Origin of the sequence: Mesorhizobium sp. 113-1-2, from assembly GCF_016756475.1 — a bacterium.
In the GTDB taxonomy this organism is placed as follows: Bacteria; Pseudomonadota; Alphaproteobacteria; order Rhizobiales; family Rhizobiaceae; genus Mesorhizobium; species Mesorhizobium loti_C.
The window spans coordinates 7,495,851-7,521,650 of record NZ_AP023242.1; the positions used below are offsets into that span (position 1 = coordinate 7,495,851).

The 25,800-nt window shown below is 59.6% G+C and carries 23 protein-coding genes and 10 pseudogenes; 5 read left to right on the top strand and 28 right to left on the bottom strand.

Annotated elements, in window-relative coordinates:
- Window positions 1-171: 171 nt before the first annotated feature.
- From JN279_RS35975 to JN279_RS36000, 6 genes and pseudogenes are all read right to left on the bottom strand, one after another.
- Entirely contained in the window at window positions 172-1,185 is a 1,014-nt protein-coding gene (locus tag JN279_RS35975; protein WP_202351529.1) for a 1-aminocyclopropane-1-carboxylate deaminase, read from the bottom strand.
- Between the two features lie 17 nt (window positions 1,186-1,202).
- Complete coding sequence (locus tag JN279_RS35980) at window positions 1,203-1,538, bottom strand: exopolysaccharide production repressor protein (protein WP_274608716.1); 336 nt, start codon at window positions 1,536-1,538, stop codon at window positions 1,203-1,205.
- An 81-nt stretch (window positions 1,539-1,619) separates the two neighbouring features.
- On the bottom strand, window positions 1,620-1,937 hold the full coding sequence (gene fdxB, locus JN279_RS35985) for a ferredoxin III, nif-specific (RefSeq protein WP_006333844.1): 318 nt from the start codon (window positions 1,935-1,937) through the stop codon (window positions 1,620-1,622).
- Window positions 1,934-2,137 (bottom strand): CCE_0567 family metalloprotein, encoded by a 204-nt coding sequence (locus JN279_RS35990; protein WP_202351531.1) that lies wholly within the window; start codon window positions 2,135-2,137, stop codon window positions 1,934-1,936. Before JN279_RS35990 ends, fdxB begins: the two co-directional genes overlap by 4 nt.
- Before the next feature lie 221 nt (window positions 2,138-2,358).
- Window positions 2,359-3,024, bottom strand: a pseudogene (locus JN279_RS35995) (SDR family oxidoreductase); the annotation flags it as partial.
- A gap of 458 nt (window positions 3,025-3,482) precedes the next feature.
- On the bottom strand, window positions 3,483-3,716 hold the full coding sequence (locus JN279_RS36000; protein ID WP_202351532.1) for a helix-turn-helix domain-containing protein: 234 nt from the start codon (window positions 3,714-3,716) through the stop codon (window positions 3,483-3,485).
- A 116-nt stretch (window positions 3,717-3,832) separates the two neighbouring features.
- Between JN279_RS36000 and JN279_RS36005 the strand changes: the two genes are divergently transcribed.
- On the top strand, window positions 3,833-4,114 hold the full coding sequence (locus JN279_RS36005) for a DNA -binding domain-containing protein (RefSeq protein WP_202351533.1): 282 nt from the start codon (window positions 3,833-3,835) through the stop codon (window positions 4,112-4,114).
- A gap of 397 nt (window positions 4,115-4,511) precedes the next feature.
- On the opposite strand, the gene JN279_RS36010 is transcribed toward JN279_RS36005, so the two are convergent.
- The 8 genes and pseudogenes from JN279_RS36010 to JN279_RS36045 all read right to left on the bottom strand — a co-directional run bounded on the left by JN279_RS36010 (window position 4,512) and on the right by JN279_RS36045 (window position 11,386).
- Window positions 4,512-5,234 carry a LuxR family transcriptional regulator gene (locus JN279_RS36010; RefSeq protein ID WP_202351534.1) on the bottom strand — a complete coding sequence of 241 codons (723 nt, stop codon included), beginning with the start codon at window positions 5,232-5,234 and terminating at the stop codon, window positions 4,512-4,514.
- Window positions 5,235-5,245: 11 nt separating this feature from the next.
- Complete coding sequence (locus JN279_RS39015; protein WP_202351535.1) at window positions 5,246-5,698, bottom strand: DUF1883 domain-containing protein; 453 nt, start codon at window positions 5,696-5,698, stop codon at window positions 5,246-5,248.
- Between the two features lie 33 nt (window positions 5,699-5,731).
- Complete coding sequence (locus JN279_RS36020; RefSeq protein WP_202351536.1) at window positions 5,732-6,256, bottom strand: Mov34/MPN/PAD-1 family protein; 525 nt, start codon at window positions 6,254-6,256, stop codon at window positions 5,732-5,734.
- Entirely contained in the window at window positions 6,244-8,022 is a 1,779-nt protein-coding gene (locus tag JN279_RS36025; protein WP_202351537.1) for a ThiF family adenylyltransferase, read from the bottom strand. The genes JN279_RS36020 and JN279_RS36025 overlap by 13 nt, the downstream gene beginning before the upstream one ends.
- A 225-nt stretch (window positions 8,023-8,247) precedes the next feature.
- Window positions 8,248-8,564 (bottom strand): annotated as a pseudogene (locus tag JN279_RS38505) (formyltransferase family protein); the annotation flags it as partial.
- Window positions 8,565-8,784: 220 nt separating this feature from the next.
- Window positions 8,785-9,943: pseudogene (locus JN279_RS36035) on the bottom strand (glycine C-acetyltransferase).
- 209 nt (window positions 9,944-10,152) lie between these two features.
- Window positions 10,153-10,751: pseudogene (locus JN279_RS36040) on the bottom strand (aminotransferase class IV); the annotation flags it as partial.
- A 182-nt stretch (window positions 10,752-10,933) separates the two neighbouring features.
- Complete coding sequence (locus JN279_RS36045) at window positions 10,934-11,386, bottom strand: Lrp/AsnC family transcriptional regulator (protein WP_202351538.1); 453 nt, start codon at window positions 11,384-11,386, stop codon at window positions 10,934-10,936.
- Between the two features lie 149 nt (window positions 11,387-11,535).
- Between JN279_RS36045 and JN279_RS36050 the strand changes: the two are divergent.
- A pseudogene (locus tag JN279_RS36050) lies at window positions 11,536-11,797 on the top strand (hypothetical protein); the annotation flags it as partial.
- Here JN279_RS36050 and JN279_RS38875 read toward each other — a convergent pair.
- The 11 genes and pseudogenes from JN279_RS38875 to JN279_RS38880 form a co-directional block, all read right to left on the bottom strand.
- Window positions 11,781-11,897, bottom strand: a pseudogene (locus JN279_RS38875) (hypothetical protein); the annotation flags it as partial. The pseudogenes JN279_RS36050 and JN279_RS38875 overlap by 17 nt on opposite strands.
- A 685-nt stretch (window positions 11,898-12,582) precedes the next feature.
- Window positions 12,583-13,044, bottom strand: coding sequence for an MFS transporter (locus tag JN279_RS36060; RefSeq protein WP_244734310.1), 462 nt, complete (start codon window positions 13,042-13,044; stop codon window positions 12,583-12,585).
- Between the two features lie 39 nt (window positions 13,045-13,083).
- Complete coding sequence (gene istB / locus JN279_RS36065) at window positions 13,084-13,824, bottom strand: IS21-like element helper ATPase IstB (protein WP_202295168.1); 741 nt, start codon at window positions 13,822-13,824, stop codon at window positions 13,084-13,086.
- 10 nt (window positions 13,825-13,834) lie between these two features.
- Window positions 13,835-15,361, bottom strand: a complete 1,527-nt coding sequence (istA, locus tag JN279_RS36070; RefSeq protein WP_202350295.1) for an IS21 family transposase — start codon at window positions 15,359-15,361, stop codon at window positions 13,835-13,837.
- Between the two features lie 206 nt (window positions 15,362-15,567).
- Window positions 15,568-16,243 (bottom strand): annotated as a pseudogene (locus JN279_RS36075) (MFS transporter); the annotation flags it as partial.
- 48 nt (window positions 16,244-16,291) lie between these two features.
- Window positions 16,292-17,335: a hypothetical protein gene (locus JN279_RS36080; RefSeq protein WP_202351539.1), complete on the bottom strand. Its 1,044-nt coding sequence runs from the start codon at window positions 17,333-17,335 to the stop codon at window positions 16,292-16,294.
- Between the two features lie 277 nt (window positions 17,336-17,612).
- The gene (gene istB / locus JN279_RS36085; protein WP_202351540.1) at window positions 17,613-18,368 is read right to left on the bottom strand and encodes an IS21-like element helper ATPase IstB; all 756 of its coding nucleotides are present in this window, start codon (window positions 18,366-18,368) and stop codon (window positions 17,613-17,615) included.
- A gap of 12 nt (window positions 18,369-18,380) precedes the next feature.
- Window positions 18,381-19,892 (bottom strand): IS21 family transposase, encoded by a 1,512-nt coding sequence (gene istA / locus JN279_RS36090; protein WP_202351541.1) that lies wholly within the window; start codon window positions 19,890-19,892, stop codon window positions 18,381-18,383.
- Window positions 19,893-19,978: 86 nt separating this feature from the next.
- Window positions 19,979-20,806, bottom strand: coding sequence for a hypothetical protein (locus tag JN279_RS36095; protein ID WP_202351542.1), 828 nt, complete (start codon window positions 20,804-20,806; stop codon window positions 19,979-19,981).
- 100 nt (window positions 20,807-20,906) lie between these two features.
- A pseudogene (locus JN279_RS36100) lies at window positions 20,907-21,409 on the bottom strand (MFS transporter); the annotation flags it as partial.
- Entirely contained in the window at window positions 21,355-21,744 is a 390-nt protein-coding gene (locus JN279_RS38880) for a M20/M25/M40 family metallo-hydrolase (RefSeq protein ID WP_342216302.1), read from the bottom strand. The gene JN279_RS38880 and the pseudogene JN279_RS36100, both read right to left, overlap by 55 nt.
- 185 nt (window positions 21,745-21,929) lie before the next feature.
- Here JN279_RS38880 and JN279_RS38515 point away from each other — a divergent pair, with 185 nt between their 5' ends.
- The 3 genes and pseudogenes from JN279_RS38515 to JN279_RS36115 all read left to right on the top strand — a co-directional run.
- Complete coding sequence (locus tag JN279_RS38515) at window positions 21,930-22,256, top strand: hypothetical protein (protein ID WP_244734311.1); 327 nt, start codon at window positions 21,930-21,932, stop codon at window positions 22,254-22,256.
- Window positions 22,201-22,470: pseudogene (locus tag JN279_RS38520) on the top strand (integrase); the annotation flags it as partial. The gene JN279_RS38515 and the pseudogene JN279_RS38520, both read left to right, overlap by 56 nt.
- 158 nt (window positions 22,471-22,628) lie before the next feature.
- Window positions 22,629-22,727: pseudogene (locus JN279_RS36115) on the top strand (transposase domain-containing protein); the annotation flags it as partial.
- 327 nt (window positions 22,728-23,054) lie between these two features.
- On the opposite strand, the gene JN279_RS36125 reads toward JN279_RS36115, so the two are convergent.
- The 3 genes from JN279_RS36125 to JN279_RS36135 all read right to left on the bottom strand — a co-directional run bounded on the left by JN279_RS36125 (window position 23,055) and on the right by JN279_RS36135 (window position 25,779).
- Window positions 23,055-23,798 (bottom strand): amino acid ABC transporter ATP-binding protein, encoded by a 744-nt coding sequence (locus JN279_RS36125; protein ID WP_202353879.1) that lies wholly within the window; start codon window positions 23,796-23,798, stop codon window positions 23,055-23,057.
- Window positions 23,799-23,920: 122 nt separating this feature from the next.
- Window positions 23,921-24,895: an amino acid ABC transporter permease gene (locus JN279_RS36130; RefSeq protein ID WP_202351544.1), complete on the bottom strand. Its 975-nt coding sequence runs from the start codon at window positions 24,893-24,895 to the stop codon at window positions 23,921-23,923.
- Between the two features lie 50 nt (window positions 24,896-24,945).
- On the bottom strand, window positions 24,946-25,779 hold the full coding sequence (locus JN279_RS36135; RefSeq protein ID WP_202351545.1) for a transporter substrate-binding domain-containing protein: 834 nt from the start codon (window positions 25,777-25,779) through the stop codon (window positions 24,946-24,948).
- Between the last annotated feature and the right edge of the window lie 21 nt (window positions 25,780-25,800).

Here is a 25,800-nt window from a genome sequence, read left to right on the forward strand (position 1 = left end):
CCGTCCGTGCCGATTTGCGCGGCTTGTGGCGCGCCACAACGTCCGCCTTATAATCGAGTCGATCGATGCAGCGCACCAAGCGATCTATTATGCGGCTCCAGGACACGTTGAGCATAGGCAAATACTGGCATCGCCGGCACGCCAGGGCGGCGCAACGCGGGCTGTCGTGCGTCAGCCATTGCGAAAGGTGTAGCCGTAACCGTTGATCGCTGGCGCGCCGCCGAGATGCGCGTAGAGGACCCTCGACCCTTCTGGAAAGAAGCCTTTCTGGACGAGGTCAATCATCCCTTGCATCGATTTGCCCTCATAGACGGGATCGGTAATCATACCCTCAAGCCGCGCACACAGACGGATCGCCTCCTTGGTTTCCTCGGATGGAATGCCGTACCGCGGGTGCGCGTAGTCCTTGAGCAACACCACGTCATCCTCGGCAAGTTCCGATCCAAGCTCGACGAGGGTCGCTGTATGTCGGGCAATGCTTAGCACCTGCGCCTTGGTCTTGGCCGGGGTAGCAGAGGCATCGATACCGATCACGTTGCGCTGCCGACCGTCCTTGGCGAATCCGACGAGCATGCCGGCATGCGTTGAACCGGTGACCGTGCAAACGACCATGTAGTCGAAGGCAAACCCAAGCTGTTCCTCCTGGGCGCGCACTTCCTCCGCGAACCCCACATAGCCGAGGCCTCCATTCGGGTGAACAGACGCCCCGGCCGGTATCGCATAGGGTCTGCCGCCCCTTGCCTTGACCTCATAGAGCGCTTTTTCCCAACTGTGGCGGATGCCGATGTCAAAGCCTTCGTCGACCAGGCGCACCTCCGCGCCCAAGATGCGGCTCAAGAGAATGTTGCCGACCCGGTCGTAGACGGCATCCTCATGGGGAACCCAGCTCTCCTGAACCAGGAGACATTTCATGCCGATCTTGGCGGCAACGGCGGCGACCATCCGCGTGTGGTTGGACTGCACGCCGCCGATGGTGACGAGGGTATCGGCATCTGACGCGATCGCGTCGGGGATGATGTATTCGAGCTTGCGCAGCTTGTTGCCGCCCAACGCCAGACCGGAGTTGCAGTCCTCGCGTTTGGCATAGATTTCGACCTTTCCGCCCAGATGCTTGCCGAGCCGGTCGAGCTTCTCAATGGGTGTGGGTCCAAAGGTGAGCGGGTAACGTTCGAATTTTTCCAGCATATTCTCTCCGGCGATGATCATTCAGCTGAAATAGCCACGCAAAACTCGTTCCATAAGCGCTGCTTGGATTGGTCGGCCGCGCTCTCCGACCTCCCATCAGAGCCCTGGGGATTTCCAGCGCTTTCCTTGCGATTGAGACGAAGCGATCCACATGTCGGCATGCTGCGATGAGGCGACCATCGCCTAGGAAACCAAAGACTAGCATCTGCGCTTTTGCCAGCTTTGCGGGCGCAGCCAGACTGCCAGACCAGAAAGAGCACGCTTGCGAAATAGGCCAGCTGAAGAAGCAGTGAAGAAGCCAGCGTGATCACGATTGCTCTGCCGATGGAATAGGAGGCAACGTAAACAATCACAGCGTTGGCGCACAGGACCAGCGACAGGACGCGACAAAAGATTCTACAAGGCAATGCCGTTCTCCTGGTCTTGTCCCCAGGTCATGCAGCAAGCTTGTCGGCCGCAAGGTGGGTCTGGCAGTTCTTCGGACAGACGCGGCCGCAGGCGCCGCAGCCGATGCACCGGCCGGCATGGTCGACGATCATGACCATGCGGTTGAGCTCGCCGTCGAAGTCGTCGTCCTCGCCCGCGCAGATGCCGAGGATTTCGCCTGCGTCATCGACGCCATGAAGGTGCATGACCTCGCGCGAGCAGACCTTGAAGCAGCGGCCGCAGCCGATGCAGGTCGCGCCATCGATCGCCGTCAGATAGTGCGGCGTCCATGGCGAGCCGTCGCGGGTGACAAAAGCGCCCGTCATTGTGAATTCTCCAACGCCGCGAGTTCTTCCTTTGCCGCATCCAACTCGGCAAAAACCTCGAAGGCTTTCCTGGCCACCGCCTTGATCTCGGTCCAGTTGACCGGCAGGTCCTCGGCAAGGTCGTGCAATTCCATCTTGGCGGCTCCCGCGCGCGACTGCAGCTTGCGGACCTTCTTCTGCAACAGCTCAAGGTCTGACATGATCCCCTTCCTCGCAAGCCGGTTTTCTTACGCCCGCGCCATGTCGGGACGCGCTTCGATGGCCGCGACCGCATCGCCGGCGTGCCGGCCTCGGCGAGTTTCCGGAACGTCTCGAAGCCGAAACGCGCGGGGTCTTCAACAGAACGTGAACAGCTCGCGCCCGAAGCAACACGGCTCATCTCTGCTCGCCATCGGCATGCGGCGGCGTACCGCCGCGAGAGGTCTATTTTGCCCGCGCGTTCCAGTTCTGCCGCCATCGGCGTGCGCACGTAGCCCGGGGCTACCGCCGTCACGCGGATGTCGCGGGAAGCCCACTCGCGTGCAAGCGACTTCGTCAACGAGATCAAGCCCGCTTTCGAGGCTGCGTAGGCGTTGCGTTTGGGATTGCCGACCACGCCGGCCACCGAAGCGAGGCTGACGATGACACCACCCGGCTGCATCCGCCGCGCCGCCTCGATCCATGACGAACGGCCCAATCAGGTTTACCGCCAGGCCGCGTCGGAAGCCATCGACACCGGTATCGGCAGTCGCGGCCATGGTGGGTCCCACCCAGCATTATTGATGAGGACGCCGATGTGCGCGAACTGCGCTTCGACCCGGCCGTAAAGCGCGAGGATATCTTCTTTTCGCGAGACATCGCATTCGAGGCCGAGATGTGGATGGCCGAGACCATGGGCCAACTGCTCCGCTACGAGCCGCGATGATCCCGGCCTGTCAACGGTCAGAGGCAGAATGATCCGCCGGGGTAAAACAGCACCTATGCCAACATCACAGGCCAAGGCTCGATCGGCGGGCTGGGGAATATCGGCAAGGTTTGGCTGCTGCCGCCTGCCTGGCGCCAGGGAAGCATTCCTCGACAGCCAGGGCCGCCCTTCGCCCTGCCCCATGCACACACGGTACGGTGTCGGGCTCCAGCTCGGCAATGATGCGGCCTGTGATCTCCTGGTAGAGCCTGACACCCGAGCGCCCGCCCCTCACCTGTGTCTCCGCTAGCGGTTCGCTTCTGTCTGCATCGTTTAATCTTCGCTCGCCGATCGCGGCTTTCCCCGGAAGCGGGGGGCGGCGAGTTGCGACCGCAAGGGCCGCCGTCCAGGCAGACCGCATCCGAAGAACCGGAACGAAGAGAAGGGCCGAGCGAGAGCGAAGGGTTGCGGGATGACGCGGCGGCCCTAGGAGGGAGTGCCGCCTACCCTGCGCGGCGGGAAAGGCGAAACAGAGAAGAGCTGGGCGGGTCTGACGACCCGCGCCAAGCTGGGAGCCGAATTGGCGAGAGGCCTGAGCTTCCCGACGAAAAGCGGGCTGGTCCGCGGTAGCCGGTGCGCTCCGCAAGGCGCGCCGGCGAAAGCTATGACCGTAGGCTCAACAGAATCTCGCACGCATCAGCATCAAGCACCGCGGTGACGTCGAGAAACTCAATGACATCGAGACGCCGCTCTCCACCCTCATACTTGGCCACGAAGGATTGCGGCCGACCAAGCTTCTCAGCCACCTGCGCCTGGGTCATGCCTTTTGCCTTGCGCAGCGATACCAGCTGGGCCAGAAACCGCTGGTGGCGGGGAGATCGAAGGGATTTGGGCATGTAGGCGAACCCGTCAGGTAAAGACCGGCTCAGCCACTAATCCCGGTTCCGGATTATCCCATTTTGGGATATGCTGTCTTGAATCCAGCGATCAACATGCGAGGTTCGCGGCAGACATGAATCGATCAACGGGAACAGATGGGACCCAAAGCTCAACACTGCGCGACGAGGTCCCCTGGTCGGAGAGCCTCACGAGCTATGACCGGGAGCATTTCAAGGTCTATCTGAGGATCCTCGACGCCTGCGCCGACAATGCTAGCCTAGAGGAGATGGCAGATCTCATTCTCGGCATCGACCCGGCTCTTGAACCAGTGCGCGCTCGACAGGCTGTTCGCAGCCATATCGATCGGGCGAACTGGATAGTGACAACCGGCTACAAGGAACTCTTCGCCAGCTGACGCGCGGCGCGGACTGTCATTTTTTCAGGCAACGAACTGACTATAGCCCCATTCGTGAGCGCACGGCCGCGAGAGACGGCGTGGCCGATGCGTCGCGGAGGTGATCGAGAGGATTCGTCCAGTCGGGTGTGGACGCGGCCTTTGCCCCATTAGCACTTCAGTATCTCGCGATGTGACGCTCCGGCGAGCGATCCGTCGAGGGCGCGAAGAACGAAGTTCACTCGCGGGCCGCGTATTTCCGGCGGAAAAAAAGCGGGCAGGCAATCCGCGGCAAACATAAAGGGCATTGAGGCACTCGAGCGCCCGTGCGTGGCCTCCTCGCGGGGAATTCCCGGCCATTGGAGGCGAACATTCGCGCCAGGGCAGCCTGTGCAGTTGCACAGGTGAAGCTAACTTGTCAGGGAACCGAAAAATCCGAACGCGCGAGGCGCCCAATTGCCTGCCTAGTGGTCGTCACCCCAAGCTTGCGGCGAACGTTGCCCAGATGAAAGGCGGCCGTGCGCCGCGTGATCCCCAGGATGCAGCCGATCTCCCAATCGGATTTGCCTTGTGCTGCCCACTGCAGGCACTCGTATTCGCGCGGTGTCAGCAAGACACCGTCTATCATTCGATTGGCGGTCAGTTTGCGGCGAACGAACACATGAAAACAAGTCGCGATATACGACAGACCTTTTTCATAGCGCTCTGCCGCGCGGAAAAATGCAGGAACAGGCTTTTCACCGGCAAACGTCATCGCCGCGAAATTGCCTCGGCCATCGATAATCGGAAATGTCACACCGCAGCAGATGCCAAACTGCGCCGCTTCTTCGAACACCTGAGCCCCTGAAGCCCCTTCCGCACCGCTCAGATCGGATCCCCATTGAAAGGTGCATCCGCCACCGCGTGCACGCACAATGACGGGGTCGACACTCTCATACCGGTTCGCGAGATAGCGCGCTGTCCAAGGCGCCGGATAATTTGAGATCAGCGTGGGCTTTCCATTAGGACGGGGTGGCAAGGAGAGGTAGGCAAAAGCGAGTAGATCGAATCCAGAGGCGACATCGGCCAAAGCGCTGCGGAGATCTGCCTCATCGACGCTTGCTGAAAGCCGTTCCAAAAATCTCTCGAAGACAGCTTGCACGTATCTGGCCCCTACCTTGAACCCACCCCCGATCCACAGGCAGCGAAGGGCTGCAACGGCGAATACCGCCGGGCAAACGGCGGGTAGACAAGCGGCCCTAACTCGCCGGGAATGCAGCACGTCATAAAAGCAGACCCGCGAAGTCCGCACCACGTCGCGCTGACCTTGTGCCTGCTCGAACAAAGACACATCGAGACATTTGCAAGCAGCGCAATGCAGGCGGATGACTTCCTTTCCGCGACGTCATTAAATGAATATCCACCGTGCGGGCGAGGAGATGCGCTACCAGGAGCGTGCGGTACACGGACTGGATATTTTTTTGCAATTGACTGATGTCGTTGCCCGTGCCGGTAGCTGCTCAAATTTGTCAAATCAAGCAATCGGGCGATCGCGCCCGATGTGAGCGTGGCCTCGATAGTTTGGCCACGACGACACTGCCGCAGATCGTAGTGCGTGAGATTCATTTTGCCCTCATTCTGCTGTCCGTATTAAGACAGTCATGCTTCGCGATTCCTCGCCTCAGAACCGCGACTCGCGTAGATTAAAATGGTTGCCTCTTTCTCGTCTAATACTTCAAAGAGAAATAACCAGGTCCGCAATTGGCAGAGCCATGGATGCAAGAACCATTCATTTGGCTTGCCGCACATGAGGACCATGAGGGGCTTTCGAGTACACGCTGTCGGTGTCCTGATGATTGTTTTCAGGCATGCTCGATCAGTCCAGCTCAGGCGGTTCGAAACGGCATTCGGGTGGGTGTGCCAGTCCCCGAGATATGTGTCCAACCTGCGCGAACGTTCGTAGTGCTTTGCAATTTCCGCCTGTTGCCAGCTTTGATCAGGGAGAAAGCTACTTCGCTCGTGAGATGCTTGCGGGCCGGCTGGAATCATAGCTGTTACGACGGCAACGTTGTTTTCGGCCCAGTACCCCATGAAGGTCCCACCCGTTTCCCGATCAAACCAGAGGTCGGCTTCGGTCTGCATGTCTTGCTTGATCGCTTGAGGCAGCCAGACTACGGGTTGCATCCGCATTCCCTCATCGGAGGCAACCCATCGACCTGCCAAGACGGCGGCACCCGCCTGATGCCGTCATGCAGTGTGAGGGTGTGAACCAAGGATTCCTTGAAGTCGTCTGGACGGGAAAGAATGTCCACGGTCAAGCGGATGGCTTCCAAGGATAATTCGTTGAGATCGAATGAAGCCCCAGTGAAGGTCAGCTCCGCGCATCCAGCCGGTTGATTCAGCCCGGAAGTTTCTCCCGACCCAGGAGCTTTCTTGATCAAACCTTTCGCATAGGCGAATTCGCGGCAGGTTGGGCAGCCGGATTTCGGGTGGTAGGCGGCAACGACCCCTCCTTTCAATGATAGCGTTCCGAAAAGAGAGATCATCGGTTTCCCTGCGGACTTGCAGTGATCGGCTAGCAATCGTGAGATCCCGGAGGAAGCCGTTGCGTCGATGACGATGTCGGCCTTCCCAAAGATCCGCGGTAGAACTGAATGGTCTCCCCCGTTCCCGTCCGCCGACGTGGCTATCCCCACGTGGTGATGGATCGCCTCAACTTCGACCCCCGTGTATTCGGATTCCACATGCTGCTTGACGGCAGTGGTCTTTCGCATTCCCCAGGCCGTCGCACCAAGCGGCCATCGGATGGAGTTTCCTGGCTCGACGATGTCATGGTCGATGACGGTGAGATGAGAACAGCCGTTGCGGGCAAGCTCGATCGCAACTGGGGCACCAATGGCCCCCATTCCGAAGATGGCAATCACCTTGTTCTTCAAAATGCACACCGATGCAACTCGGTCACCGATGTCCGTAGCCCCGGCGCGGTAAGTCGGTATGATCAAGACCGATGGTGCAGTTGACTTCTTACCAGGTTTCGCCGTCCGGAAGGATTTCGCTGGCCCGTAAAGCAAAGGGAAAAGCCATGTATCTCCACTCTTATTGTGGCTGAGTTCCGTCGACTGAACGGTCACAGACATCGAAAAAGCTGGAGAGCCGTCGGTGAAGGCATGCATCTTGAAGGCAATCTGATCCTTGACTTTCTTCTCTTGCCAGCCGTTTGCCGGCGGAGGGGCGAAACGTCCCACACGGGTCCAAGGGAAGGTGCGGATAGTCTTCTTGGTTCGTAGGTGCGGAGGCAGCGGAAACGTTCGACTCGCGAGCACAGTCTGGTCGTGCGCCCTAACCTCATCAACGACGCCTCGAAACTGGAGCTTCTCTCCAATCCTCAATAGCGAACACGAAGCTTTGATCGTTCCGCCAACGGCACCACCGAGGTCCCACTTGCTGTCGATCAGCATGTAGCTTCCTTCGGAATAGCCAGGGAATTCTGGGGCAATGGCGTTCCACCAGAATTCCATCGGTTCGCCCTGCGGATCCTCCACGCCCGTCCCATTCAAGGCGTTGGCAAGCTGTTTCTCAAGAAGCTTCGCCAACGTCCACTTGATGGACCAGAGCCCCGTGTCGCGGCCCAACAAGCAAAGGTTGCCGTCAGTCGGCGAGCAGTGCCTGTGCGGAAAGGTTTCCCGTTTCCCTCGAAGGGCAACTTGCGGGCGGACGAAGGGATAGCTGTCTGGGAACACTGCGCGAAGCGCGCGGCTTTCCCCGGATGCCAGCGGCCATTCGAACTCGACGCTGAGCACCCCGTTTTTCAGTTGCTCTTCGTCGATTCGCAGCGAGTCTCGGGCGAAGAATACGAGATCGCGGAGTTCAAAATCGAATCGTCCTGCGCAGGTATGCTCCCAGTGGGGGAGCATACCTGCCTTCAGATCGGGATAGCCTACCCAGGTCATCCTACAGGACGGTCCGGTGGCTGAGGTGGATCCTTAGGACCAGGCGGAACGCCGGGCGGACGACCCGGAACGCCCTCTTGCGGCCCTGGGACCCAGTCGGGCGGCCCAGGCGGGGTGTGGCCCGGATTGCCGGGGCTTGGGGGGCGTGCCATGTTCATTCTCCATTTTGGCTTTGGTGGAAGATACAGTTTTCACATCGCGGCGTTCCCAGCTAAGCTGAGAAGATACGATTGTTTTATTTCGGTTGAGCATAATCCGCCGCTCGAGATGCGGTTTGGCGGCCCCTGCAAGGACGCGGCTTTCGATGTCGCGACCCGCGCTAGAAAATCTTCCGCAGTCATAGCTTGCGCTCAGTCTCCTGATCTATAATGGGGCCGTCATCGAGGTCGGGCGCCACGTAATGCGCGGTCGCACCGATAAGCTTTACTCCGCGTTCGTACGCCCGATGATAGGACTTTGCGCGCCCTTGAAGGGGGCAAGAAGGAATGATGGATGTTTATAACCTTGCCGTGAGTTGATACGTTGTCGGATAAGATTTGCATTTGCGAACTGTAGTAGTTAGAGAATGAGAGTTTGCGCCAAAAAGCGTTGGCTGCTGAAACATGGGCTGCAGAAACCAGCGCGCTCTGAAACGTCAATAGCCTCTGCGTTTGCACGCTGTGACCCGACATGGTCTTCTTCCTGATGCTAGACTAATAGACTAGGGTCCGTCCCGAGATTACTTCCTCGCGGACATCGCCGAACGCTCCAATCATGTTGGCATCAGATGACTTCCAATTCCCCGCTCACCTCCGTGAAGGCCTCGACCGCACGGTCAACATCCGTACTCGAATGTGCGGCGGACATTTGCGTGCGGATGCGCGCCTGGCCCTTCGGCACCGCGGGGAAGGATCACATAGATCCCTCGCTGGAGCATTTTCACGGCCATCTGCTGCGCGAGGCTCGCATCGCCCAATATTAAGGGATGATCGGATGGTCCGCGCCAGCCACCGTGAAGCCCGCCTTCGACATCTTCGAGCGGAAGCGGTCGGCATTGGCGTAGAGCTTTTCGCGCAGCGCATCGCCTTGTTCGACGAGATCGAACACCTTTAGCGAAGCCCCTGCAATGCCGGCATCAGCGTATTGGAGAAGAGGTAGGGCGGCGAGCGCTGGCGAAGCCAGTCGATGAGCTTGCCTGACGTGTAGCCGCCCGACGCGCCTCCGAGCGCCTTGCCCAGCGTGCCGGTGATGATGTCCACCCTGCCCTCGACGCCGCAATGCTCCGCCGAGCCGCGCCCATGTCTGCCGACCAAGCCGACCGCATGGCTGTCGTCGACCATTCCATGACCATCGCATCATACTTCTCGGCGAAATCACAGACCCCGCCAAGGTTGGCGATGATGCCGTCCATTGAAAACACGCCATCGGTCGCGATCAGCTTGAAGCGGCTGCCCTCGGCCTTCTTCAGTTCCTCCAGCGAGGCCATGTCGTTGGTGGCGTAGCGGAAGCGCCTGGCCTTGGAGAGGCGAATGCCGTCTATGATCGAAGCGTGGTTCAGCGCATCGGAAATGATGGCGTCTTCCTCGCCGAGTAGCGTCTCGAACAAACCGGCATTGGCGTCAAAACAGGATGAACAAAGGATCGTATTTTCCACCTTGAGAAATGAGGAGACGCGCGCCTCGAGTTGCTTGTGCTCTTCCTGCGTGCCGCAGATGAAATGAACCGACGCCATGCCGTATCCATAGTGGTCGAGCGCAGCCTTAGCCGCGTCCCCCAGATCTTCATTGTCGGCGAGACCGTGATAGTTGTCGGTGCAGAAATTCAGGACCTTGCTGCCATCCGCGAGTTCGATCTCGTACGACTGCGTCGAGGTGATGACGCGCTCGGATTTGTATAGCCCGGCTGACTTCAACCCAGCCAGTTCCGACGAGAAATAGGGAATAAAACATTCTTCATCGACAACTCCGCAGGAATGGCATGAAGTAAGCCCTACTCAAGTACATGACCGGTGAGGACTGGACGCTCATCATTGAGTGGTAACGGCGCCGCGCCACCAGATCATAGGTGCGCCTGCTCGACTTTCACGAGTTTGGGTGACGACAGCTCATTGACATCGTCGCGACGCCGCTCGCCAAGCTGCTGTCGCTTGGTTCATTTCCGCTCACGGATATTCCCAGCAGTCGACCATTGCGGATCGGTGTGCTTTTGCCAGTAGAGGTCAATGAGCCGTCTAGTGACGGGTCCGACCTGCCCATTGGCGATGGGGGCTTGGTCGATCCGCGTCACGGGCATAATCCCGCCGGCAGTCGAGGTGATGAACACCTCGTCAGCCCCTTTGATCTCAGCACGACTAAAGCAGCCGTGGCCGACAGCCCGATCTCGACGCAAATATCGAAGACAGTTCGGCGCGTGATGCCCGGTAAAACCCCATAAGCGGGCGTCTTCAGGGATCCGTCCTTTACAACGAACACATTGAAGCCGGGCTCCTCCGCAATGTGCCCGTTCGCATCCAGGACCAGCGCTGCCTCCGCTCCCGTGTCATAGGCATCGAATAGACCCTTCGCGAGATCGAGCCAATGATAGTTCTTGATTGCGGGATCGACCGATTTAGGCGGGATGCGGACGGTCTCGCTGATCGCGACGTGCAAGCCTCTTTCCAGTTGCTCCTTGTTGGCGACCGATCCAAAAGGGACAGCTAACGCGATGAAGCGATTCTCCGCATGGCGCGGATCGCGGCTGAATGTCGGCGACGGTTGCTTTGCCTGCGGCGAACGGTCCGGGCAACTCACACCGTCCTCACGCAGGATCAACTGCGCCCTCTACATCGCACAGTTGCTTAGCCGAAAAGCTCAATCTGACGCTGGACGCGCAACGGCGGTTTCAAAACGCGGCTGGAGTGATGGCTTCAGCGCAAACGACCCACGCTAAACCGCTAGACCGCAACTCGGGGCTCAAACTTGACACGATCGAGCGAAATCATGCTCCGGAATTTTCGGACATTGGGGTTGGTGTAGAGCTTTGTCTTGACGAAGACATCAAAGGCCTCAACGTCTTCAATGGCCACGATCAGCACAAAATCGGCATCGCCCGTAACCATGTAGCATTGGGTAACCTCTTTGGCCGCGCGCATCGCGCGCTTGAAATCGTCGACGAGATCAAGACGCTCACGGTCCAACTCAACCGTGACAACAACGGTGAGCGATTTGCCGACAGCTTTCGGATCCACCAGCGAGATGTCCGCAACGATCACGCTATCAGAACGCAGCTTGTTCACCCGACGCATGCATGAGGCGGCCGAAGAACCGACAAGCGCCGCGAGTTCGGCAAAGGAGAGCCGGTTGCTCTTCTGTAGCGCCGTAAGGATCCTTCGGTCTAGGTCGTCCACTGCGTGATGCCGCTATTTTGAAGGGTTAAAATAACCGCTTAAGGATTTTAACATTCGCATGAATTTTCACAACGTTTATTGCAATTCGTTCCGGCAATTGAAACGAACAAGGCAATTCTGGGGCCGGCTTATGAACGAATGCGCGATAGTCGCTGAATTTCGTCTATGACCAGTCCGCCTGTGGCCGGAGGTTTCGCGTGCTCAAGATCGTCGACGACGTGACGCGTAAATGCCTGGCAGCGATCCCGGATACGTCGATCTCGGGGCGACGGGTTGCCGGGAACTGACGGAGCTGTCGGCCATCGCGGCAAGCCGGGAATAATTGTGTCCGACCAGGAGTTCGCCTCCTGCGGTTCTCGCCATCTGCCTTGGCGCGTTCCTTCTCGTCTTTCGGAACAAAGCGGTTGGCATGCACGATCGTCGTGCCGCGCTTGCCTTTCCTGACATTGTCGCCAAGGATAAGCGCCCGCCGAAACGTCAGCTTGGCTGTGGTATGAGCTCTCGATGACAGCGCCCCAGGGGATCAGGCCCGGTGGCCGCATTCCTCGGGCAGCCCAAGGCCGGCCTTTGCCTGCCCAGGCTTGACCGATTGCACGGTGCCACGCTCCAGCTCAGCAATGCGGTCGGTGGTCCTGATAAGGCTCGCGCTCGGGTGCCGGCGCCGTCGAAGGCGGACCGCATCCGAAGGACCGGAAGAAGAGGAGAATCCGGCGCGACCGCGAAGGGGTTACGGGATGCCGCGGCGGGCCTAGAACGGAGTGCCGCCCACCCCGTGCCCGCCGGGAAGGCGCAACAGGGGGCGAAGCCGAATGGCCGAGACCGCCTGAGCTTGCCGAAGAAAAAGCGGGCTCAGTTCACGAGCACCCAGCGCGGGCCTTAGGCGCGGGGGCGCTCGCTACGACCGAAGGCTGGACAGAATCTCAGCGTCAAGCGGCCACGAAGGATTGCGGACAACCAAGCTTCTGAGCCACATGCGCCTGGGTCAGGCCTTTGTCCTGCGTAGCGAAATAGCTAGGCCCCAAACCGCTGCTGACGGGGCGATCGGAGAGATTTGGGCATGTGGCAAACCGTTCAGGAAAGGACCGGTTCGTCGGTTTGATAGCGCCAACACTCGAACTAGCCGGATCGTGAACAGGTCAATGGCGGAGAAAATAAGGCGCCGATCGCTCGGTTTGCGAGCGGAGCTTGTCGGTCGCTCAATCCAAAGCGTCATTTGAGGTGCGCGAGTAATTTCGAGGACACGTTCGCCCAGCTCCTTGTCCGCTTCCGTGAGATGATAGATCAGGCAGGTTGTGCTGCAGCGTCCAACTGCGAGCACCGACGCGGCTTTGTACATGCCGGCGCCCGCGCATGAGGTCCAGGAACGCCTCAACCTTCTCTTCAGGTATCAGATATTCGACCTTGACGACGATGGGCCCGCTTCTTGGAGTGAGATTGAGGGCGACTGCCGGGGCGTTGAATTCTTCCAAAGAATCGGGCTCGGAACGGCGCTCGCGAAGAGGAAACAGCACCCCGGCTGCAGCGACCAGAAGTAGGCTTCCAGCGGAGCCCGCCAGCGCCAAGGTGAGGCAGTGGTTTGCGGATTCCGACGATGGCGCGCATGTATTCCGATCTGATGCCGCGCAGCGTTCCGATCTGATCGCGCGCAGGTGGAGCACCTGATCGTCGGGGAAGATGTCACTGCATTTGCGGTTCGGTCAAGCGGCAGCGGAGATGATGGATCTGCGCATGGATTCGCCGTTGAGTTCGAGCCGGTGAGCGTTGTGTACGAGGCGGTCGAGGATGGCATCGGCGTAGGTGGGATCTCCGATCAGATCGAACCAGCGGGCCACCGGGAGTTGGCTGGTCACCAGCGTTGAGCGACGCCCGTACCGGTCTTCGAGGATTTCGAGCAGGTGGTGACGGGCATTGCCGTCGAGCGGTTCGAGGCCCCAATCGTCGAGGATAAGGAGATCGACCCTGGCCAGGCTTTTCATGCGCGCGGCGATGCGGCCGTCGCCCTTGGCCAGGGACAGGTCATCGATGAGCCGCGGCAGTCGGGTGTAGAGGACCGAACGGTTGTCACGGCAGGCCTTGTGACCGATGGCGCAGGCCAACCAGCTCTTCCCGACCCCGGCCGGCCCGACGATGGCCAAGCTCTCATGGGCGGCGATCCAGTCGCCCTTGAGCAGCTTGTCGAACAGCCGGCGATCGAGACCGCGCGCAGCACGGTAATCGACATCCTCGGGCACGGCATGGTGGCGTAGCCGCGCATGACGAAGGCGGAGCGCAAGGCGCCGGTCATTACGGTATGTCGCCTCGTGATCGAGCAGCAGGGCAAGCCATTCGGCGTGGCTGAGGTTGTCGGCATCGCTGTTGCTTTCCAATTCGATGAACGCATGGGCCATGCCGGCCAGGCCGAGTTGCCCCAGCAGTTCGAGTGTCGGATGTTTGAGCATTGTAGTCCTTTCAGTTGTAATATCCGGAGCCCCGGATGTTGGTGTGGAAGATCGGCGTGTGGTCCGAGGCTTCGCGCGCCGGAACCTTGTCGAGCCCCTTCTCGAGGATCGATTTGACCGAGGGATAGTTGCGCGCCTGGATCTCCAGCGCGCGCCGCGCGGCCGCTTCCAGGCGTTCGGCGCCGAAGCGCTTCGCTAGCCCGATGATGCCGAGGCATGAACGGTAACCCTGCTCGGGATGCGGCCGATCCTCGATGATCTTTTCAACCAGCAACGACAGCATCGGCCCGATCCGCGCCGCTTCCTCCCGGATCTTCACGGGCGTCCATTCACGGTAGCGCCGATGGCTCGAGGGCATATGTTCGGGGATCGTCGTATGCCGCCCGTTGCCGCTGCCACGCATGTGCGCGGCGATGCGTTCGCCATCGAGGAAGATTTCGACGGTGCGTGTGGTAATTCGAGCCTCGACCTCGCGGCGGGCGAAGCGCCAGGGCACCGAGTAATGGTGGTGCTCAATCGCGATGTGATAATCGAGTCCGACTCGGCAACGCTTCCACTCAGCGTGGACCCACCGTTCCGCCGGCAGCGGCTTGAGGTTCGGCGCGTCGATCTCCTCGAACAGCTGGCGCCGCGTTTTGCTGAACTGGCGAAGCACCCGTGTGTCGTTGAGATCGGTGATGCATTCGGCGACCGCCGCGTTCACCTCGGCCAGGCTGTAGAAGATCCGGTTGCGCAAGCGGCCCAGGACCCAGCGTTCGACAATGCCGACACAGGCCTCGACTTTCGCCTTATCGCGTGGCTTCCTCGGTCTTGCCGGGAGCACCGCCGTGCCGTAATGACGCGCCATGTCGGTGTAGCTGCGGTTGACCATCGGATCGAAGTGACACGCCTTAATCACCGCGACCTTCGCGTTGTCCGGGACCAGAAGATGGGCCACGCCGCCGAAGAAGGCGAAGGCGCCATTGTGCGCCTCGATCCAGTCCGCGAACTGCTCGGTCCACGTCGCGCAGGCAAATGACAAGCTCGATCCGCCGAGCACCGCCACAAACAGATGGGCATCGCGCACCTCACCGGTCCGGCGGTCGACCACAACCGGCACCGTGTCGCCGGCGTAATCGACAAACATCTTCTCACCGCCCGCGTGGCTCTGCCGCATCGTCAGAGGCAGGCGGCCCTCCCAGCGCCGGAACAGGTCACACCAACGGCTGTAGCGATAGCCATCCGGGTGGGCGGCGACATACTCTTCCCACAGAACCTGCAGCGTCACATGCTTGCGCTTCAGCTCACGTGCTACCGCCGACCAGTCCGGTTCCGGCTGTTTGCGCCGGCCGGGCTTCATCCCAGGTAAGCCGTATAGGCAAGCTTCCAGGTCGGCATCGCTCATCTCGGCCGGGACCGGCCAGTTCAGCCCGGAGCGTGCAAACCGCTTCAGCATATCCCGGACCGTCGTCGGCCCGACCCCGGCACGCTCGCCAGCCATCCGCGTCGATAGCCCCGCTTCCAAGCTCAGACGTAAAATCTCGCGCACGTGGCGCATCCTAACCCTCCTCGTCGGCATCCATTCCTCCGGTCGTTGCCCGACCGGAACATGCCCCAAGGATCACGTTCTCCTAACTCCGAACTGCGCGCGATCGTGTCGGAATCCCGCGCGGGTAATTCTCGGAATGCTGCGCGCCATCAGTTCGGAATGCCGCGCGCGATCAAATCGGAACGGTGCGCGCGATGATCTCGGAATCCGCAGCAGTGGTTCTCAGCCATGGTACCCCACACCCAGCTGCTGGCCGCGATCCCGCCGTCTACCAAGGGATAGTAGATCGAGATTGTGCGGCCCGCGACCCAACGAGGGCTCGCCAGCTGCACGCTCACGCCAACCCCGGACCAGGCAGTGACCCAACCCGCGCCGCCTAAGGCGGGCGCAATTGCGGCCACTGTCAGCGGGGAGGTCAGCGCGAGGGAAAGAGAGCATGCCGCGCAGGCGATGCACGTCAGCGTCATCAGCCGTTCTTGTGACAAGCTCTGTCTGAACAGGCTATTGGAGATGCCGACGAAGACAGCGCCTGTCCCGAAGCCAGCCATGAGGGTGCCATAGGCGAGTGGTCCTCCCCCCAACTGATCACGGACAACCAGCGGCAGCAGCGCGAGTATGGCGATGCTGGCCAAGCCAAAGAGGGTTCCGCGCGCGATCGCCGCCTTGATCTCGGAAGACATCGCCGTGAAGCGCAGCCCGTCATAGATCGCCATCCTCATGGACTCACGCGCGAGAGGTGAGGAGCGAACCTTCCACTTGCAGCGCCATATGGTCCCCGGCGGTACCAGGTAAGCTGAGTGTAGTCACGGCGAGAGCCGTCACAAGCCCGAACGAGGCGACCACGATGCCGCCGAGCGCCGGACCCACTGTCCGAACAGTGTTGAAGCCGATGTCGTGTTGCCTCACGGAATTTTGTTACCGGCTGCCTCATCAAGAATGTTACCCGCTCGCCAGACGTGCGGAGTCTGAAGCGACATACGGCGCTAGGCGGCTGACCTCGCCGATGAGCCGCTGCACGGCTTGTTGTCGCCACGCCCTTACTCGCTTCTGCAACGTGTGAAGCTGGTGCAAGCTGTATCGTCCGGGGTGACGGGCCTGGAACTCGACGAGAAGTTCAAGTGCGGTCTGATCCGGACGCTCTTCAAGGCATCGTGCCATCTCTTCCCAATGGTCCTTAAAGATGTCGGGACGTCGGCCGCGCGGTTTGTCGTTGAGCCGACGATAAGTCTTTGGCCCAACGACAACACCGCGGGCGCGAGCCGCTTGGCGCCAGAGATTGACCCGTCGAACGAGTGTTTTGTACTGCTTGCGGGTAAATCGACCTGGAAACTGGACGCACAGCTCCTCGAAGAGCTGCGTGGCGTTGATGTTGGGGAATTCCTCCAATCGGCGACAAACGATCGGCCACACCATGCGGAGCGCCTGGACGCGGGCTTGGCCAGGCTCGGCGTAGACCGGCTTCGGCTTCTCCTGCATCGTCGCGGCTGTCACGGGAGGAGTGGGTGGGATCACCGGTTTGAGCGTGGCGGTGGGACTCGCAATAAGGGTTTGTGTCGAGACCTTTTGTAGACTTCGCAGGTAACGCGGTTTGGCCTCAATGGAGAAGGTCGGACGTATCTCGCCCGCATGCCAGGCGCTCGATAGGCTGGCTACGAACGCGGCCAGGTTGGGCGGTTCCGATGTCGCCGGTGGCGGTGTTTCGCCGTCAGCCAGCGCCGCCAGATAAGCCTGGACAGCTCGCATCTCCTCCAGCAGCTTCAGCGGATCGAGGTCGCCGGCGATCTCGCGCAGCTTGTTCTTGGCGGTCATCGGGATAGCCTCCGCCTGCAGGAGACGCTCGCAGGGCGTCTGCGGCGGATGATAGCGCTTGGCCACCTTCGCACCGTCACGCTGTTTGGCAGCCAGCTTGAACGAGGGCTGGAAGAAGTTCACGAACAGCCGGGATGCCGCGTAGAGGCGCGTGATCGCTCTGGCCGCCGCCAAGCCCTCGAAGCGCCGATACCCCAGGAGCTTCCGTACAACGGCGCCATTTTTCTGCTCTATCCACGCTTGGTCGTTCTTACGGTAAGGCCGCGAGCGAGTGAGTTCGATGCCGTGACCAAGGCAATATTCGATCAGCCTGTTGTTGACGAACTTGCGTATTCCGATGAAGCCGGCCAGTCATTCCGATTTCATTCCGGCCACCATTCCGATTTGAAGGCGGCCAGTTTTCGGTCTGATCCTGGGTCTCGTTGATGTTTGGGTTGGGTTTTGTTTCAGGTCAAGCTTCGGTGTTTTCGGGGACGATCGGCGGGCGCTGTTTTCGCATGCTTTCACCGGTGAGATCGATGCGATAGGCGTTGTGAACGAGGCGATCCAGGATGGCGTCGGCCAAAGTTGGGTTTGCAATAATTTCCCACCAGCGATCCACGGGCACCTGACTTGTGACGATGGTTGAGCGTCGTTCGTAGCGATCCTCAACGATCTCCAGGAGATCGCGGCGTTGGTCGTCATTGAGTTTTTCCGGTCCCCAGTCATCGAGGATCAGCAGGTCGGTCCTGGCAAGAGATTTGAGGATCCTGCCGTATCGCCCGTCGCCTCTTGCAAGCGCGAGGGCGGCGAACAGCCGGGGAACCCGGTGGTAGGCGACTGAGAAGTCTTCCCGGCAGGCCTGGTGGCCAAGAGCGCAGGCAAGCCAGCTTTTGCCGACGCCGGCTGGCCCGGTGACAAGAAGACCGTGATGCTTTCTGATCCAGTTGCAGCCGGCAAGCGCCATGAACATATTGCGGTCGAGGCCGCGTGCGGCGCGGAAGTCGGCATTCTCGATCTGCGCGTCATGGCGAAGCTTGGCAGCCCTGGCGCGAGCCTCGAAACGCTTCTGACGGCGCATGGTCGCCTCGCGTTCGAGCAGCATGGCAAGCCATTCGCCGTGCTCGAGGCCGCGCACTTCGGACTGTGCGTCGAGTTCCTGGAAAGCGGTTGCCATGCCGTAAAGGCCGAGCTCTCGCAGCATGTCGATGGTGGGATTGATCAGCATGGGTGGATCTCCTCAATGAAAGTAATCAGGGCCACGCAGATTGGCGTGATCGACGATGGCGGTTGGTTCGGTGGAATGGCGTGCGGCTTTGTGGTTGGCGATGAGCGAAGCAATGCTCTTGCAGTTCAGGCCACCGATCTCGACAGCGCGGGCTGACACGGATTCGGCCCGATTGCGATCGATGTCGCGAAACAGACGTAGGATGCCCAGACATGTTCGAAAGCCCTGCTCGGGATGCGGACGGCTGGCGAGAATTGCGATGACCAGACCTTCGGTCTGCGGCCCGATCGACGTGGCCCAGCGCCGAAAGCGCTCCGGCGTCCATTCGGCATAGCGCCGGTGGGAACTGGGCATGTGATCCGGATCGGTTCCATGGCGAGGACCTCCATAGCGGCGCTGATGCACCGCGACGCGCTTGCCGCGGTGGAAGATCTCAATGGTGCGCGCCGTTGCTCTCAGATCGACCTGCTGACGAATGAGGCTGTGGGGCACCGAATAAAAGAAGGTCTTGAACTCGACATGATAATCCGTCGAGACGCGAGCCAAACGCCATTCGGCAAACTCGTAATCCTCCAGTGGAAGACTGGCCAAAGCCGGGCGCTCGACGGTCTCGAAGAGCTGCCGGCGACTGACGCCCAGCCGGCGCATGACGTGGTCGTTGATGCGATCGAGTGCCCGGCCAATGGCGGCATTGGCTTCAGCAAGCGAGAAGAAGGTCTGATTGCGCAGACGCCCCAGAATGCAGGACTGGGCGAAACGCACTCCATTCTCCACTTTCGATTTATCCCGAGGCTTTCTTGGCCGTGCCGGAAGAACGCCGACGCCATAGTGGGAAGCCATCATGCCGTAGCTGCGGTTGATCTCGGGATCGTAGAAACTGGCGCGACTGACGCCAGACTTCAGATTGTCGGGAACGACGAGTCTGGGAACGCCGTGAAAAAAACGAAACATCCGGACATGCGAGCCAATCCAGTCGGGGAGCGTTTGCGTCCAGGTGGCCTCGGCAAAGGTGTAGCTGGACGCACCCAGCACCGCCACGAAGATCTCCGCCTCGCGGATCTCACCGGTCTTGCGATCGACAATCGGAATCTTTTTGCCGGAATAATCCACGAAGACCTTGTCGCCGGCCGCATGCTCCTGGCGCATCGTCGGTGACAGTCGCTGCTTAAATCCCCGTAGAAGTTCACAAAAGCGACTATAGCCGTAACCGTCGGGATGCGACCCGCGATACTCCTCCCACAGGATGAGCAAGGTGACGCCGGGCTTCTTGAGCTCGACCGCAAGATCGGCCCAGTTCGGTTCCGTGCGTCGCCGCGTGCCCTGTTTGACGCCGTTGCGACTGAAGAGCTTGTGCTCAAGCGCATCGTCGGTCAGCTCCCCCGGCAAGGGCCAGCTCAATCCAACCGCGGCTGCACGCTGCAGATTATCCTGCACCGTACTGCGCGCTATTCCCAATACGACCGCAATCTCGCGGGAGCTCGTCCCGCTTCCGGCAAGCCGCAGCATTTGTCTCAATTGTCTCATGGTCAGCCTTCTCTTTGCCGGCATCAAAATGTCCCCGTTCATGGCGAGGTGATTGATGCCAAAGTTGCTGACCCAGGAGGTAATCTTCAGTGCCGAAAACTGGCCGGCTTTTGATTGGAATGGTGGCCGGCTTCAAATCGGAATGGTGGCCGGTCTTTGATCGGAATGGCGGCCGGCTTCACGTCGGAATCCGCAACGAACTCGCTGCCATTATCCACATCCAGCGCTCTCAGGGCAAAGGGCAAGCCCGTGCGGATCCGGTCGAGTGTCTCGACCACGAGGGTACCTTCTCGGACCACGATGGGCGCGGCCTCCGTCCATCCGCTCGCGATGTCGGTCATAACCAGGCTGTGAACGTAGCTACCGCGGTTGACCTCTCCGCAATGAGCAACCAGGTCCATTTCCATGCTGCCTGGAAGCGGCTCGTTCCAGTCAGCGAAGGTGCGCATTTTGATGCGCCGCCGGGGCTCTGGCACAACCCTTGGCTTCTTTTTCGTACGCATGTTGCGCCTTGGCATCTGGAGCAAGCGGTCGATCGTCGCGGCGCTCATCGACAGGACCTTGTGGCGTATCTCCTCCTCGAGCTTCAAATGCCCATTGCGTTCCAGCGCCGGCAATAGAATGGGCAGCAGTGCCTTAAGGCGCTTGCCGCAAACTCGATCGGAAGTTTCCCACAGCACGATCAAGGCGCCCCGCGCGGCCTCGTCATAGAGCGACAGGCGTTGACGGATCTGGCGATGCTTCGGCTTCGGGTGGCTGTTCAGGACACGGATTGCGGACTTTTCGTGATACCCCGTCGCGGCGATGAACTCCTCCAGGATCCTGCGCTTGTCCTTGTTCGCTGCGGCCGCATAGCGATCCCGGACCGCATTGGCCAGTTCCATGCGCATGGCATGTGTCATCTTCGTCTTCATGATGCCTCCCTGATGGTGAAGGCATCATGGGGACATGCGCCTTCACGGGTAACATTTTAGGTGAGGCAACGAACCCGCGCGGTAACATTTTCCTTGAGGCAATGCGACAGCCGACAGATAGCAGGGTGACGGCAGCTGGAACATCGCGCCGGTCCACCATGTCGCCAACCGAGGCTTGCTAGGCGGGATCGTTGAGCGCACCGCCGTTTGCAATTAAAAAGCTGAAACCAAGGATCATCCACGGGTCGGCAAAGCCGAGCGCCACTGACGCGGTCAGCATTGCAGATGCTATAGCCATAATGCACCGGCCGGCGAACATGACCCTTCGACGACTGAAATTGTCGGCGATAGCCCCGGCGAAGACAGATAAGATGAACGCCGGCAGCGTCGATGAAGCTGGTACCAGTGCGACCATCAGATCGGAGGTCGAGATCGTTGCCAACAGCCAGCTGATGGCAACAGTCTGCATCAAGAGACTCGAACCTGCGTGGCGAGCCAGATCGAACGAAAGGGCGGGTTCCTGAGCGGTGCAAATGTCGCTGGCAAAACTACGTCCGCATCTGCGCCCGCCTCCTGCTCCCTCCTACGAGCCTTTGCTTCCATCGCGCCGCTTCACTCAACCTCGCTGTGATGTGTATAAGCCCAGTTCGGCATTGCACCCGACCGCACCTCCCACCTTCCGGCCAACAAACTTCACACAGGCAGCGCCGTCTCCCCTTCGTTGACCCAGTAGCCGATCCAAAAGCCAGGGCGTCGTCATTGAAATCATACTGAGGATTATGCACGGCAGCGGTCGGACCATTGCCAAGGAGAATGTAAGCGCCCGGCCGCGCCTCAAGCATATAGGCAAAGTCCTCCGCCCCCATACTCGGCTTGATCTTGTCGTCCATGCAGGCGGGCCCAACGAGATTACGTGCCGCGTTGGCCGCGGAAGACATAAAGATCGCCGGCGAACGGTTATGTGGCGCGCCACATAACCGTTCTTATGCGTCGGGCGAGATTATGTGGCGGAGCCGCCCTGACCCCTTTCGCGCCGGCCAAACCCAGCTTGCCTCCGCCACATAATATTTCATGCCTCTCTCATGGCGCGGGATTCCCCTGTGCCACAACGCGGAGGGGCAGAATGCTCAAGTTCTATTTTTCCTATTGTGGGGTGCTCAAGCGCCTGCGTAGCGGTGCACTCGGTGGCGAGATGGATCGCCTCGCGGAGTATTTTTTCGCCGTTGGTTACAAGCGAGCGTCCGCCAAGATCTACCTGAGCCGGATCGCGCGCTTTAGCCAGTTTGCCGCAACCCGCTGTGGTCGGATGCCGATCCATCAAGATGTCGTCGACAGCTATTTATGTACGTTTACTACGGATTCTCCACGCATTGGGGCAGCATCGGCGCTGGGACATGCACGGCGAGTGGCTCCGGAGCCACTTCATTGCTTCCGCTCCCAGGGTAGATGATGATCCGGATACTCCGCTTCTGACCTCATTTTCCGACTATTTGCGCAAGGTGCGAGGACTTGAGCCGAAGACCCGCGAAGGCGTTCTACTGGGCGGCCGCCGCTTTCTGGATTGGTTCCGCCATCATCATCCCGGTCAAAACCTCGAGGCGTTGACGGCTGAGCACGTCCTCGCTGCTGTCGAGCATCGGCTGTCGCTATCGGCGACCACCGGCACCCGCGCGGCAGCGACTTCTCACATCCGAACATTTCTTCAGTTTTTATGTTGGGCTGGCCACCATGACCAGGATCTCGACCGCGTCGTCCCAAGGACGCCTCATTGGCGTTTGGCGCATTTGCCGCCCCGCCTTGCATGGGATGACGTTCGGCGCGCAATCGATGCGATCGGCACGCCTGGCTCACCCAGACCCTCGAGCGCATCGCCGATGACTGGCCAAACAGCGATATCGACGCCCTCATGCCCTGGAATTACCAGAGCTGGACGCCCTCAGCTGTCCCCTTGCGATGGTGTAGTATATCCCGTCAGATAAGTAATGTTATGTGTATTGAACACTATGAGCGCGTCGACCCTCGGGTGAATCGCGCCGTGATTTCCCAATTGTTCTGCCGCCCGCAGTCGCTGTAGCAGAAAGGCAAGGTCGAGATCACCCCACTAGGGCGCGCAAGCTATGGCTTCGAGACACACGGGTCCATTGTCGATCGAGGATCGTAAACTAAAGAAGGTGCCTTCCAGGGGCGTACTATACTATCGACTTTAACCGTCCGCACCCCTGAACCATCGTTGACTTCGCCGAAGCTCTCAGTGCTGCAAGATTTGGCTGAGGAAAAGCTTTGTTCTGTCGTGCTGGGGATTGGTGAAGAAGTCTTCGGGAGCGGCTTCTTCGACGATCCGACCCGCATCCATGAAGATCACCCGGTCGGCGACGGCACGGGCAAAGCCCATTTCGTGGGTGACGCAGACCATGGTCATCCCGTCGCGGGCAAGACTTGTCATGGTGTCGAGTACTTCCGATACCATTTCAGGATCGAGTGCCGAAGTCGGCTCGTCAAACAGCATCACGGCAGGTTCCATGCAGAGCGAGCGAGCAATGGCAACGCGTTGCTGCTGCCCCCCAGAGAGCTGAACCGGGTATTTGTTTGCCTGTTCGGGAATGCGCACCCGCTCCAGGAACACCAAGGCCGTCTTCCTTGCCTCGGCTCTTGGCACGCCCTTAATCCACATCGGGGCGGCCATGCAGTTCATCAGTGCCGTCATGTGGGGGAAGAGATTGAAATGCTGAAAGACCATGCCAACGTTCTTGCGAACTTCAGTCACGTTGCGCATTCTGTTGTGCAATCTGATCCCGTTGACGGTGATCTCGCCCTCCTGATGCGCTTCGAGCCGGTTGAAGCAGCGGATTAGCGTCGATTTCCCGGATCCCGAGGGGCCGCAGATAACGATGCGTTCGCCTTTGCGGACGGTGAGATTGATATCCGTCAATGCTCTGAACGTGCCGTACCATTTGGAAACGTTGGTCGCTTCGATAACTTTGTCGGCATTCATCAGCGCCTGCTTTGAGCTGGAAGACTGCTGTGGTGAAGGTAACTCTACGTGCAGCCAATTGCCAATCGACTGCGAGGTGCTGCCTCCGTTTGGGCCCTTCAGCTGATTTATGTTGCTAACGGTCATCGCACTTTACTCCTTGCGAGGTGACGCTCGAGCCGTGATTGAGCAACCTCGAGGCAGGCCGACATGATCCAGTAGATGATTGCAGCCGTTATCAGCATCTCCATGTGATGGAAGGTTGGCTGGCCGATCGTGCGTGCAAGGAAGGTCAGTTCCCATACACCAAGCACCGACACGAGCGAGCTGTCCTTCAACATTGCGATAAAGGTGTTGCCCATAGGAGGAATGATGACCGGAAAGGCCTGCGGCAGGATGATCCTGCGCATGGTCAAGCCAAATCCGAACCCCATGGAACGGGACGCTTCCCACTGGCCGCGGTCGATGCTTTGGATGCCGGCGCGGAAAATCTCCGTCATGTAGGCGCCCACGCAAAGCGACAGCGCCAGGATGCCGGAAGGAACAGCGTCAATGACGATGCCCAGTTGTGGCAGCCCCAGATAGATCAGGTAGATCTGCATCAGGAGCGGCAGCCCACGGAAAAACGACGTGTAGAAGCTGGCCATGGCGTAGGCGAAGCCATTGCTGGAAAGTTTTGCAATCGCCGCGACGATGGCGATGAGAGATGCAAAGACGAGTGAAATCGCCGAAATGTAGATCGTTGTCATCACCCCTTGGGTGATCAGGTACGGCAAATTCCCCCAGATGAAGGGCATGCTCAGGTTAAATGATTTGAAGAAGGCAAGAAACAGGAGAAGTAGTTCAAGCCATACAACGCCGATTTGCACTTTCAACGGCGCAAAACCTATCAACACGATGTTGAGGCAGAAGATGACTGCAATCATAAAGGCGATCGCGAAGCGACCATAGAACCCGCTTTGGAGCGGGTCCCCGATGACCGGGCGCATGAGTTCGCCGAAGGTCGTGCCAGTGAGGTTGACCATCAGGAAAACCGCAAGCACGACGACAAAGATTGAGGCAACAAACCATGGTTTATGAACGAGTAGCTCGGATTCAACTGTATCCTGATAAAGCATAGGAATTCCTCCGGAGGAAGCGGCCCAGGTTAACCTGGGCCGCTTCAGTACTACTTTAGGGCGGTTTGATCCGAGCCGTACCATTTGATCGACAGTTTGGAGAGCGAGCCGTCTTCTCTCATGCTCTTGACCGCCCCCGCAACCTTATCGCTGAATTCCTTGTCACCATGAAGCACGGCGATCACCGCCGGCGCGGATACGAGCGGCTCACCGATAATTTTGAATGGATACCCGGCCTTGATCTTTGCTTTCACAGACAGTTCCTCATCGAGGACGCCGTCAAGACGAACGCCATCGCCCAGGCGAAGATCATCCGCTGCACTGTTGGCGGATTCGTAGCCCTTCACCTCGCTCGGTGTGAATTGGAATTTTACCGGCGGAGCGTTGTACACTTCGAGCGTGTGCTTAGCATAGGACTCTTCTGAAGATCCCGCAGAAACGCCGACCACCTTGCCATCAAGATCAGAAGGCTTCGTGGCCTTGCTATCCTTGTGAACGGCGGCAACCGAGTTGCCGTAGATGTACGCGGCTGGAAAGTCGAACAGTTTGGCGCGCGGTGCGGTCGGCGTCATCTGACCCATGGCAAGGTCCCAACGGCCCTCCCATCTGCCCGAAGTTATGATATCCCACCCCGGCGTCACGAATTTGGCCTCCACGCCCAGATACTTCGCAATGCCCTTGGCAACCTCGATATCGAAACCGTCAAGTTGACCCTTTTCGTCTATGAACGACGCTAGGGGGAACGAGGCGCTTGTCGCCACTGTCAGTGTCTTCGTGGCGAGGACGCGATCAAGCACTTCGCCAGCATGGGCCGAGATAGCCAGAGTCAGCGATGCAAATGCGATCGATGCGGTCGCTGTGAGCCTTATCAGAAACCTATTCATCCCTGTTCCCCTTTGTTTCGT